Here is an 11,532-nt window from a genome sequence, read left to right as displayed (position 1 = left end):
TACATATGAAATCAACTAATATGAAATCAATTAATATATCCTATATAAAAAATAAAGGTAATAAATTACAGCCAAAATGGGAACCCGGTTATCGCTTAAACCGGATCAAAATAAACCAGCATACTCCTCGGGCATTTTATCAATACTTTTAATCTGGATATCCATAAAATAAACTTCTGCGGCTTCACTTTGCAGCTGGAGCTTGCCTTTGGTTAGTGGTTTGCTTTCCTTACCGTCCTGGTAGCCCAAATTTGATAGGGCGTTTACCACATGGCCGTTTACAATGTAAACGCTTTTATCGCCATAACAAACCAGTTCCATGGTGTTCCACTCGCCTTTGGGGTTTTCAAAGTTTTCGCTGCGCTGGCAAAAACCCTGGTTAGGCGCGCCTACACCCATAAAAACTTTATCCGCGTTTTTATTAAATACATAATTGGGCACTCCTGCCGGTTTGCCTGCCCTCACGGTTGCATGGGCGGTGCCCACATTCCAGTAGTCGCCAATACCGCCCTCCATCACCTGGAACTCCTGTGATAACATCCAGGCATGAAAATAATCTACGCCGCACTCGCCCTGCGAATGGTATAACAATCCCGAATCCATAGGCTCGTTTAAGCGCGGCTCCCATTTTTTGGTGCCGAATTTGGTTTTTAATTTGAGGCGATAATTTTGAAATTCCTGTTTGGTATAAATACAGCCGTATATTTCGCCGGTAATATGCAGCACAGGCTCGCCGTTTTGCATCTCTACCGAAAATAAATTGCCTTCATTTTTATCATAGCCGATGGGTGGCAATGTTTTACCGTCGGCGCCTTTGGGTGCTTCGCCTTTGTACGGATAGGTTAGCCTGTAGCTTTGGTAAATGGTCCATTTGCTCATCTTTTTATCCATAAGCTTAACCCAGCCGGTATCGGGGTTAAAAGAAGTAAGGCCGGCCAAAACCAGGCAGCCAAGCGCGAGCACTAAAGTTTTTTTCATAGTGGTGAGAACTATAAGTTTAAGAAAGTCAAATCAATTCGCAATCGATTGTAATTGCATGCTAATGTATGCAATAGGCATTGCAGAAATACCGTGAATGGTAAAAAACGATCAGGAAATGTTGAAATGCTATTGGTAAAGAATGATTACGATGCGTAAATAGAGTGGCAAGAGGAGTGCATGGCGTATACCGCATGGCGGCGAAGACTCACCCTGTCGAGGCTACGCCCGACATCCCTCTCTTCTGCTACGCAGGAAAGAGGGGCCTGAATATGGTTAAGTAGTAAGCAACAAATCCCAAAAGAATAAATTTTAACTACTCACCACTCCCTACTACCCACTCCCTACTATTTCTTCACCCAATCCTTTTGCTCGTCGGCGGTAAAGTAAGTCCAGGCCATAATGCGGCTCACCTTTTGGCCTTGCGACATGTTGATGGTTTGCACCTCCTTAGCACCGGCTTTTTGCAGGGCATTATATAAAATACGCAGGTTTTCTTTTTTTGATACCAGGGTAGTAAACCAAAGGCATTGTTTGGCAACGCGCGTACTTTGGGTAGCCATTTGTTTTAAAAATGCAGCCTCGCCGCCGGGGTACCATAACTCGGTATTCTGGCCGCCAAAGTTAAGTACCGGTTCTTCCTTGCCTGTTTTAAGGCCGAGGTTATTCCATTTACGTTTTGAGCCTTCGGCTGCTTCTTTTATAGAGGCGTGGAAAGGCGGGTTACAAACGGTAAGGTCAAACAATTCGCCGGGCTTAACGGCAAATGTAAAAATATCGGCCTTGTGTTTTTGCAACCTTAGCTCGATGGAATTTTTAAGCTCATCGTTTTTGCTGATGATCTCTTCTGCCGATTTTAATGCTTCTTCATCAATATCAACCCCAACAAAACTCCAGCCGTATTCCTGGTGGCCAATGATAGGGTATACGCAATTTGCCCCTACGCCAATATCCAGCACGCGCACCTTTTTACCTTTACGGATAACACCATCGTTGGCTGTAGCCAGCAAATCGGCCACGTAATGGATGTAATCGACCCGTCCGGGGATGGGCGGGCACAAATAACTATCGGGGATATCCCAAAAGCCGATGCCGTAATGAAGCTTTAATAACGCTTTATTGAGCATCTTCACCGCATCCGGATTGGCAAAGTTGATAGTTTGGGTATCGTACTTATTTACCGTTACAAAGGGGCGCAGTTTTGGTGCGGCCTTCATCAGCGCCCTAAAATCATAACCCTCGCGGTGGCGGTTACGCGGGTGCATAAATTCTTTTACTTCGGGTTGGTTGGGGGCTGATTCGGACAAGTTATTTTATTTTAATTTATAAATTTAAAAGGCGTTGGCTTTAAGCTTTCCGCCTTCAGCTTAAAGCTTACTTACTATCCTACAATGCTGCCCAAATTGGCGGGCGAGTAGTTAATTGATTTCGATGTTTTATTATCGGCCGTACGGTAAACCAAAAACAGGCCATCAATTTCTTTATAGTGCGACTCGGTGCCGGCCGTATTGCGGTAATGCTCAATGGTTTGGTTGGCTTCTTCAATAGTTTTGCAGGCTTTGCTCATGTTTGACCGGTGCACTTCGTCAAATAGTTCCTTAAACTTCCCGCCAAGGCCAAACTCCAGAACAGCGCCCGACAGTACATATTGCAAATCGCAAAGCGCATCGGCTATTTCAATAATATTATTGTCGTTTACGGCCTCCTGCAATTCTTTCAGCTCTTCGGCCAAAAGTTCGATACGCAGCTGGCAGCGCTCCTTTGAAGGAATTTGCGGATTGGCGATGATGGGATGTTTAAAGGTGCTGTGAAATTCGGCAACCTGGTTAAGCGAGTTTAAATCTTTGATCATTTGATTGAGGAAGTATCTAAGCCTGCTAAGTTATGAATAACCTGAGCGCTTTCAAAAAAAGGAGATTTTATACGTCAAATTTTTAACTACCTGGAGATTGCAAAACCCGGCGAGATATGGCATAGTGTACTCAAAAACAAAAAAAGGTTATGATGGTTGAACAAAGCAGGCTGGCACATTAATAATATAATAAAAATAAAGCTTAGGCTTTTGAGCGATATATCTTTTAGTATTGATTAAATGTCTGCAAATCAGCTAGATATTTGGATTTTTGATTAATAATTACTTAACATTGGCAATGGTTGTTAACATAAACATAATATTAAAATAGCTTTTAGTTAACTTACCTTTGTGCCGAAATTAAAATTCTTGAGTCAACCTGAATTTTTTCCCATCCCCAACATATGAAAGACAAAAAAGTAAAATCCGTAGCAAAAGAAGCCCGCAAGGCCCTGAAAAAACAATTGAATGATAAGTTTACAACTCAATTAAAAACAATTGTGAGCGAATTTGAGCCCGATTTAAAAACCCTGACCAAGGCAATTGAAAAAGCTTCAAAAAATTTAGCCAAGTCAATTACTGCAAAAATAAGCGACAAAAAAGACGCGCCAGCCGCTCCTGCAAAAAAAATCAAAGGAATTGTTGTTGAAGTTAAAACACCCGCTTTACCAATAGTTAAGGAGGCAACAACCCAGGCACCAGTAGCTAAAGTTGCCAAAACAACTGCCAAAACAGCCGCTGCTAAGCCGGTAGCCAACAAAAAGGAAATCGAGCCTGTAAAATAGACCTGTAAATACGACGGTTATTTTTGCCGTAGCCAGGTGTCTTTTATTCATAGATGGTAAATTTATTAACTTGATTAACAAATAGTTAAATTTTATTTAACTATTGTAAGTTAAAATAAAAAATGTAAATTGTCGGTTGCGAAAACTGATAATTTACATTGATTAAACCAGACTCATTAGCATCAAAAGCGCACGGCGTTTGTGGTGCCCAATGCGGCAAAGTGCAGCATGCGGCAATTGCCAAGGTGGGGCTTTACCAACAGGTAAAGGAATTTTTTTCTGGGATATTTGACACCGGCAACTGGCCCGCCCGGTGGCACTGCGGCACATGGAGCGAATTTCATGGCTGGCTGTACATTTTTTCGGATCTGTTAATAGCGGTATCCTATTTTGCCATACCCCTGTTATTGATCATCCTGCTCACCAAACGTAAGGATGTTCCCTTCCCAAAAATACTTTGGTTATTTGTGGTATTTATTGTTTTATGTGGCATTACACATTTAATAGATGCCGGTATTTTTTGGTGGCCTGCATATCGTTTGAGTGCGCTGTTAAGGTTAATTACCGGTGTTGTATCGGTAACAACGGTATACGCGCTATACCGGGTTGTGCCTGTAGTGCTTTCACTACGCTCGGTTGACGAACTTCAAAGAGAAATAAATGACCGTAAAATTGCCGAAGAAAAGCTGGCAGCCAGCGAATTTTTGCTGCTGGAGGCTGGTCGGATGGGCAAATTTGGTGGCTGGGAAATGGATTGGGCTACCAGTAAAGTTACCTGGTCAAAAGCTATTTATGATATTCATGAACTGCCTTATGATTTTGACCCCACTTTTTATAATTTCAGTCAGTTTTACCCCGAACCGTATTTTACCATAATGACCACCGCCGTAAATGAGTGCCGGGATATGGGTAAAGTCTACGACCTGGAGGTGCAGCTGATAACAGCTAAAAATCACCAGATTTGGGTACGGGCCCGTGGCGAGCTGCTATACGACGAGCATGATAAGCCCGCCAAACTAAGGGGCGTATTTATGGATATTGATAAATACAAGCTTAATGAGCTTTCGTTGAACAAAACGGTAGAAATGGTTACTAAAAATAACCAGCAGCTCAAAAACTTCACGCACATCCTATCCCATAACATTCGTAACCATGCCAGTAATATCTCGCTGGTATCGTCATTAATTGATGAAAGCACTTTGGATGAAGAGAATGCCGAACTGTTTCAAAAAATTAAAAAGATTTCGGAAGGTCTGAATACTACCCTCGAAGACTTAGCTTATGCCATCAAAATTAAGGACGAGGTTATAGAAGCCGAGCGGATAAGCTTCAAGGAAATAACAGGCAAGATTTTGGGAGTTATCGAATCGGATATAGCTATAAACCACGCGGTGATTACACAGCAATTTGAGGTTGAAGAGGTTACTTTTCCCAAAATTTACCTCGAAAGCATCCTGATGAACCTGGTAAATAACGCAATAAAATACCGCAGGCCGGCTATCGAACCCCAGGTATTGTTAAAAACGTATAAGGACGAAAATGGCAATACCGTTTTAGAATGTACCGATAACGGCATCGGCATTGATTTGAAATTACACGAAAAAAAGATTTTTGGCCTGTACAAAACTTTTCATGACCGCAAAGACTCGCATGGGGTTGGTTTGTTTTTAACCAAAACCCAGGTTGACTCACAAGGAGGACAAATAACCGTAAAAAGCAAGCCCAACAGTGGCAGCACATTTAAAATAACTTTTAATGAAAAAAATTAATACCCTTTGTGTGATAGATGATGATGATATCTACACTTTTACCATCAAACGTATTATCGCCAAAGCAGAAGTTGCCGAAAAGACCATTTTTTTTCATAACGGCCGGGTCGCAATCGATTTCTTTCACGATGGCCTGGAAGCCATAGCCAGTTTACCCGACTTGATCCTGCTTGATTTGAACATGCCCGTGCTTGACGGCTGGCAGTTTTTGGATGAATTTATAAAACTGGTACCCCGCATTGGCAAAAAAATACTTATTTACATTGTAAGCTCATCAATTGACGAAGACGATTTTAAACGCGCCAAAAAGATGGAATTGGTGTCTGACTTTATTGTAAAGCCCCTCAATGCAATCGATCTCAGGAGTATTGTAGATCAGTGGGCCTGATAAAAAAGCTGAAAGTAAAAGGCTTAAAGCTGAAAGCATTCAAGGATGTTAAAGGACCGATATAGTAAGTACCTGGTTTTTCTTCGCACATAATCCTTAGCTTCGCTGTTGATTTGTGTTGACACCTATGGTTACTTTTAATGCCTTTTACAACGCCCTTCGGGGGCGCCTTCATTACATATATCTTTTATATGCGGTGCCGCTGGTAGTTATTATAGCCATAATGACCCCCGCTTTTCAAAGCCCCGATGAGCCGAACCATTTTGCCCGCGCCGAACAGGTTTCAAGGCTTGAGTTGATACCCACATTTGTGTATGATAAGGTTCACCACGCCGATCCCATATCCAAAGATCCAACCCTGGTTTATCCCGATAAAGGAGGCTTTACCGTTGATAAAGGCATTTACCAGCTTGATGATATTTACAAGCCACTTGCCCGCCATGATAGTATAAAAGTGGCAGCGTTAAAAACAGACAGCGCCAAAAAATTGGGGTGGCATACAGGTACCATCTATTTTAATTTTGGCAATACGGCCATTTATCCCCCGGTTGTTTATTTAATGCAGGCGCTGGGCATTTCGGCAGGTAAGCTGCTTCATTTAAGTATCCTTAATACATTATACCTTTCCAGGATATTGAATGGTTTGTCATGCGTGGCGTTATGCTTTTTTGCCTTGCTGCTGGGCAGGCAAAGTAATGTTTTACTATTCATTGTGTTACTTTTCCCAATGACGGTATCGTTATTTGCTTCGGTAAGCCAGGATGCCGTTTTAATCAGCTGCTGTTTTTTACTTGTTGGGTTTATAGATAATTTTTCTTTCGGCGATAAAAAACATCAGCCCAAATGGAGCCTGTATGCCATGGTTATCCTGGTATCCGTCATCGGCATTGCCAAACCGCCTTATATCATTTTTGTTTTTTTGTTCCTGTTTTTAAAGCTTAGTCCAAAGCAAAAGGCCATAAGTATTGTCACGCCCTTTGTGGTCCTGGCGTTTTGGCTCATTATTAATCACAGCAGCTTCATGATTAAATTTGCGCCGGCCGAAATGAGGTTCAATTCAAAATTACAGGTATTGTATATTTTGCGCCACCCCTTCAGGTTCATGGGCATGTTCTTAAACTTTGATAAACCCGCATTAAAAAATGTAGCTGATATGTTTGTAGGCGTATTGGCCTGGCTTGATCTGGTGTTGCCCAATATTTATTACCGCAATGCTTATATCTGCCTCTTTTTAGGCATTGTGATCAGCCTGGGCTTCAGGGGCAATCTCCGGCTCAGGATAGCTTTGCTGGCTTGCAGCATTATCACCATTATAGCCGTTATATCGGCCCAATATGTAACCTGGACGGCCCTTCAATCGCCAACCTTAGGCGGTATGCAGGGCAGGTACCTCATTCCCATTTTTCCATTTATCGCGCTGGCGTTAAGTGGTTATACCATAAATAACAGGTTCGCCGGTTTAAAAGCTATCCTATTACCGGTTGTTTTGTTATTCCCGGTTTATTCGGCTGTTATTATGATACAAGTTATTACGGCCAGGTATTATTAGCGGTTTATTTTTGCTTTTCGCCCAACGAAAACCAATTGCCCGAATCGTCTTTAAACAATGCCTCAAAGCCGTAAAACTCTTTGGTTGGCTCTTTTTTAAACTCAACACCTTTGGCTTTCAGTTCTTCGTACGTAGCTACCAGGTCGTTGCATTCAAATACGCCAAAACCAAAGGTGCCCTGGCTCACCAGGTTACGCATTTGTTGAGCGGCATCCTTTTTAAACATCATTCCCTCGGCAATAGCCATGAGCGAAATCTCCAGTTCCGGCTGCTCCGGCGGGCATACGGTAAGCCAACGCATCCCCGGCCCCATTGATGCATCGGTGTGTACTTTAAAGCCGAGTTTGTTAACGTAAAAATCATAAGCACTGTCCTGGTCCAGGACAAATATGCTTACATGGTTCATTTTTGTAATCATGGCGCTAATTATTTATCTGCCTCAAATATGGGTATTGCCCCCGGCCTTTACCTATCCAAAATTGCTGTTTTAAACCCAGCCATTTTCCTGTGCAAAACAATTGGGGATAAACTTTAGCGGTACTTCCAGCATCTCGGCCGCCCGTTTAAGTTCCCCCTGCCGGTATGCCGATGGAGACAAAGAAACTATCTTTTTAAACAACGCCGAAAATGAAGTAACGCTGTCAAAGCCCACAGCATAACAAGCCGCCGTTACAGGCGTGCCCCTTTGCAAAAGCAGGCGGGCCTGCTCAATCCTTACCGCTATCAGGTATTGGTGAGGGGTTTTTCCATAGGTGGTTTTAAACAAGCGGATAAAGTGAAACTTTGAGAAAAAGGCTTCATCGGCAATGTGGTCAAGGTTAATGGCCTGGCAGTAATGGTCGTCAATAAAAAGCCTGGCATGTACAATACGCCTGTACAAGTAAATCTTCGGAAAAGATGCCATGCCACTCATTGGTTTTTATTACTATGCAGGTAAATATCGGGGTATTTGCCGGAATAAGAATCGTCAGAATCAGAATTTGTCTGAACCGGAATTTTTCACATGTTGTTTATTTTTATAGGGTGCTCAAGATAGCTACGCTGTTTTCAGAATTGCCTAACTTACCAGCTATTTTCCCCATTAACCCCGACCCTCGAACCCCAACCCCCAACCCCCGACCCTCGAACCCCACCCCCCGAACCCCGAACCCCGACCCCCGATCCCCGATCCCCAATCCCGCGAACAATTTCTAAAACAATTTCAGGTTTTATATCATTTTAATATCTGCTATTCGTTTAGTAATCTTGTACGCATCTTTTCGTAGCTTAAATGGCTTTAAAACACAGTTCTGCCTTACCCCCGGAAATGTTAAGGGTTTTTGAGACCTTACCTCAACCCTATCTTATACTTTCGCCCGAACTTTATATGCTTACGGCCAGCAATGTTTATTTGCAGCTTACAAATAAAACCAGGATCGAAATTGAAGAACAGTATCTTTTTGATGTATTCCCCAAAACGCCCGGCTGGTCGTCAGAAGAGGGAGGGATTGCTTTTTCACTTAATAAAGTTTTAGGAACCCTGCAGCCGCACCAGTTGCCGGTTACGAGGTTTGATATACCCGACCGTGATAACCCGCAACAATTGGCAGAGCGCTATTGGGAAACTTCGCATACGCCCGTGTTTGATGCCGAAGGCGGGATTTGTTATATTATTCATCATACCGAAGATGTTACCAAACGCGTACTGGCCGAACGCGCTTTAAAAAACAGCCTGGATAAAGAAATCCAGGCAGCCGCTACAGCCGAAAGATTACGCAAACAAATAGAAAAACTTTTTGCCGAGATCCCCGCCCAGATAGCGATAGTAACGGGGGCCGATATGGAATATGAGTTTATTAACCCACGATATAAAAGCGACCTTTTTCCGAACCGCGAAGTTTTAGGCAAGCCTTTGCTATATGCCCTGCCCGAAGTAGCCGGTCAGCCTATATGGGATATTTTGCAGCATGTATACAAAACAGGGGACACCGTTGCCGGCAACGAGATTAATATTCCATTGGCCGATGAAGTGGGAGGCCCTGTTAAAGACCACTATTTTAGCTACGTATACCAGGCCATCCGCAATGATGATGGCAAAGTAGTATCTGTTTTAAGTTTTAAATATGATATAACCGAGCTTGTTTTGGCGAGAAAACGTTTGGAACAAAACGAGAAAGAGCTGTTGGCGTTAAATTATGATTTGGCCAGGGCCAATGCCGAAGTTCAGGCCACCAACGAGGAGATCCAATCGGCAAATGAAGAACTGCACGCCACTAACGAGCAACTTTTCAGAACACAGGAAAGCGTGCTGATGCTTAACGATGAACTGGAAGAAAGGGTTGAGCGGCGTAACATAGAACTATTTAACGCCCAGGCCGAGGCCGCACGGGAACGCGACCGGTTAAAGCGGTTTTTTATGCAGGTACCAACCGGCATTTGTGTGCTCGACGGCTCCGAAATGATATTTGAGCTGGTAAACCCGGCATATCAGCAGCTTTTTCCTGGCAGGGATTTATTAGGGAAACCTATTATGGAGGCGCTGCCCGAGTTGGACGGTACCCCTATTATTGATATATTAAAAAGGGTTTACTACACCGGCAATACCTTTGAAGGGAAAGAACTTTTAGTGCCGCTGGCGCGGCGCGCAGGCGGCACCATTGAAGACAGGTATTTTAATTTTATATACCAGGCCCGGTATGATGGCGATGGTATTGTTGACGGAATTTTGGTTTTCGCTTTTGAGCTAACCGAAACCGTACTTACCCGCCAAAAAGAGAAAGAAAACGAGCAACGTTTTCGCTTTTTGCTTAACGCCATGCCACAACAGGTTTGGACAGCCCGCCCTGATGGCTCGCTTGATTATGTGAACGAAGTGGTTTGCGACGATTTTGGCCAAAGTATGGACCAGATATTGGGCCGCAGCCTGCAGGAATTTATCCATCCTGACGACAGGCAGCTCAGTTCGCAAAAATGGAAGGCCGCCTTGCAAAACGGCAACGAATTTATGGTAGAGTTTCGCCTTAAGTTTCATGACGGGCAGTATGTTTGGCATTTGGCCCGCGCGCTTCCGCTGATCGAAAACGGGCATATCAGGCTATGGCTGGGTACAAATACCAATATTGAAATTCAAAAAAATAATGAGCAAAAGAAAGATGAATTCCTATCTATAGCCAGCCATGAGCTAAAAACACCACTTACCAGTATAAAGGCTTTTAACCAGCTGATGCAACGTACATCAGATATACAGAAGCTTAACGGCTTTATTCAAAAATCAGCATCGCATGTGTTACGATTAGAGAGGCTGATAAATGATTTGCTTGATGTAACCCGCATCAATGCCGGTAAAATGGAGTATAATATGGAGCCCTTCAGCTTCCTGGAGATGCTTAAAGATAGCATTGAAAGTGTGCAGCAGGCTACCACATCGCACCAGATCATTCTTGAAAAAGCCGACGATGTAATTTACACCGGCGACCGTTTCCGGCTGGAGCAGGTAGTAAATAATTTACTTAGCAATGCCATCAAATATTCGCCCGAAGGCAAAAAAGTATTGGTGAATTGCAGCATACATTCTGATGGCAGTATCATTGTTTCGGTTGAGGATTTTGGCATCGGTATCGAAGAAAAGAACCTGATGCGCCTGTTTGACCGCTATTATCGGGTTGATAACACCGCCATGCGTTTTGAAGGGCTTGGCCTTGGCTTGTTTATCTCGGCCGAGATATTAAAAAGGCATCATGGCAGCTTCTGGATAGAAAGCGTTCCGGATAAAGGCTCAACCTTCTTTTTCAGGCTGATACCTGGCACAACTGCCAATCCACACCCGGTTGCAGATAGTGATACCCATTACCAGGATGATACCATTGTTATTAAATATAATCCCGAACACAACCGCCTTGATGTTGATTGGATGGGTTTCCAAAACCTGGAGTCGGTACAGCGTGGTTGTTTAAAAATGCTTGACATGCTTAAGAACAATAAAGTAAGCAAAGTGCTTAACAGCAACATCCATGTTTTAGGCAATTGGTCGGAAGCCGCAGACTGGGGTAATACCGAATGGTTCCCGGCGATGGAAAAAGCAGGCTTACGTTACTTTGCCTGGATATATTCGCCAAGTATTTTCAGCCAGCTATCGGCCCGTAAAAGCGTTGATACTTTAGCCGGCCAGGTAGTGATACAGTTTTTTACAGATGTAGAACAGGCAGAGGAATGGATAGACAGTAAATAATCCT

The 11,532-nt window shown here is 43.3% G+C and carries 10 protein-coding genes; 5 read left to right on the top strand and 5 right to left on the bottom strand.

The window, feature by feature from the left end; translation table 11 throughout:
* Positions 1–105: 105 nt before the first annotated feature.
* From AC1DXF_RS23835 to AC1DXF_RS23825, 3 genes are all read right to left on the bottom strand, one after another.
* Positions 106–978 (bottom strand): 3-keto-disaccharide hydrolase, encoded by an 873-nt coding sequence (locus AC1DXF_RS23835; RefSeq protein ID WP_477451207.1) that lies wholly within the window; start codon positions 976–978, stop codon positions 106–108.
* 347 nt (positions 979–1,325) lie between these two features.
* Entirely contained in the window at positions 1,326–2,285 is a 960-nt protein-coding gene (gene rlmF / locus AC1DXF_RS23830; RefSeq protein ID WP_477451206.1) for a 23S rRNA (adenine(1618)-N(6))-methyltransferase RlmF, read from the bottom strand.
* Positions 2,286–2,359: 74 nt separating this feature from the next.
* Positions 2,360–2,830, bottom strand: coding sequence for a pyrophosphohydrolase domain-containing protein (locus tag AC1DXF_RS23825; RefSeq protein ID WP_477451205.1), 471 nt, complete (start codon positions 2,828–2,830; stop codon positions 2,360–2,362).
* Positions 2,831–3,234: 404 nt separating this feature from the next.
* Here AC1DXF_RS23825 and AC1DXF_RS23820 point away from each other — a divergent pair, with 404 nt between their 5' ends.
* The 4 genes from AC1DXF_RS23820 (at position 3,235) to AC1DXF_RS23805 (ending at position 7,321) form a co-directional block, all read left to right on the top strand.
* Complete coding sequence (locus AC1DXF_RS23820; protein WP_477451204.1) at positions 3,235–3,615, top strand: hypothetical protein; 381 nt, start codon at positions 3,235–3,237, stop codon at positions 3,613–3,615.
* 158 nt (positions 3,616–3,773) lie between these two features.
* On the top strand, positions 3,774–5,384 hold the full coding sequence (locus AC1DXF_RS23815; RefSeq protein ID WP_477451203.1) for a sensor histidine kinase: 1,611 nt from the start codon (positions 3,774–3,776) through the stop codon (positions 5,382–5,384).
* Positions 5,371–5,772: a response regulator gene (locus AC1DXF_RS23810; protein ID WP_477451202.1), complete on the top strand. Its 402-nt coding sequence runs from the start codon at positions 5,371–5,373 to the stop codon at positions 5,770–5,772. Before AC1DXF_RS23815 ends, AC1DXF_RS23810 begins: the two co-directional genes overlap by 14 nt.
* 127 nt (positions 5,773–5,899) lie before the next feature.
* Entirely contained in the window at positions 5,900–7,321 is a 1,422-nt protein-coding gene (locus tag AC1DXF_RS23805) for a DUF2142 domain-containing protein (RefSeq protein WP_477451201.1), read from the top strand.
* A gap of 4 nt (positions 7,322–7,325) precedes the next feature.
* Here the strand turns inward: AC1DXF_RS23805 and AC1DXF_RS23800 are convergent, their stop codons facing one another.
* Together AC1DXF_RS23800 and AC1DXF_RS23795 are read right to left on the bottom strand one after the other, a co-directional pair.
* Positions 7,326–7,739, bottom strand: coding sequence for a VOC family protein (locus AC1DXF_RS23800; RefSeq protein WP_147056794.1), 414 nt, complete (start codon positions 7,737–7,739; stop codon positions 7,326–7,328).
* Positions 7,740–7,808: 69 nt separating this feature from the next.
* Complete coding sequence (locus AC1DXF_RS23795) at positions 7,809–8,225, bottom strand: helix-turn-helix domain-containing protein (protein WP_477451200.1); 417 nt, start codon at positions 8,223–8,225, stop codon at positions 7,809–7,811.
* A 402-nt stretch (positions 8,226–8,627) separates the two neighbouring features.
* Between AC1DXF_RS23795 and AC1DXF_RS23790 the strand changes: the two genes are divergently transcribed.
* Complete coding sequence (locus AC1DXF_RS23790) at positions 8,628–11,528, top strand: PAS domain-containing protein (protein ID WP_477451199.1); 2,901 nt, start codon at positions 8,628–8,630, stop codon at positions 11,526–11,528.
* Positions 11,529–11,532 lie beyond the last annotated feature (4 nt).

The sequence above is a fragment of the Mucilaginibacter sp. P2_A5 genome (genome assembly GCF_056404995.1).
This window is presented reverse-complemented; position numbering and strand designations above follow the sequence as displayed.

What these genes read in the sequence shown, in the direction of transcription:
- AC1DXF_RS23825 (WP_477451205.1), bottom strand. Translation starts at nt 2,830, where the DNA reads ATGATCAAAGATTTAAACTCGCTTAACCAGGTTGCCGAATTTCACAGC.
- AC1DXF_RS23835 (WP_477451207.1), bottom strand. Translation starts at nt 978, where the DNA reads ATGAAAAAAACTTTAGTGCTCGCGCTTGGCTGCCTGGTTTTGGCCGGC.
- AC1DXF_RS23805 (WP_477451201.1), top strand. Translation starts at nt 5,900, where the DNA reads ATGGTTACTTTTAATGCCTTTTACAACGCCCTTCGGGGGCGCCTTCAT.
- AC1DXF_RS23810 (WP_477451202.1), top strand. Translation starts at nt 5,371, where the DNA reads ATGAAAAAAATTAATACCCTTTGTGTGATAGATGATGATGATATCTAC.
- AC1DXF_RS23820 (WP_477451204.1), top strand. Translation starts at nt 3,235, where the DNA reads ATGAAAGACAAAAAAGTAAAATCCGTAGCAAAAGAAGCCCGCAAGGCC.
- AC1DXF_RS23795 (WP_477451200.1), bottom strand. Translation starts at nt 8,225, where the DNA reads ATGGCATCTTTTCCGAAGATTTACTTGTACAGGCGTATTGTACATGCC.
- AC1DXF_RS23800 (WP_147056794.1), bottom strand. Translation starts at nt 7,739, where the DNA reads ATGATTACAAAAATGAACCATGTAAGCATATTTGTCCTGGACCAGGAC.
- AC1DXF_RS23790 (WP_477451199.1), top strand. Translation starts at nt 8,628, where the DNA reads ATGTTAAGGGTTTTTGAGACCTTACCTCAACCCTATCTTATACTTTCG.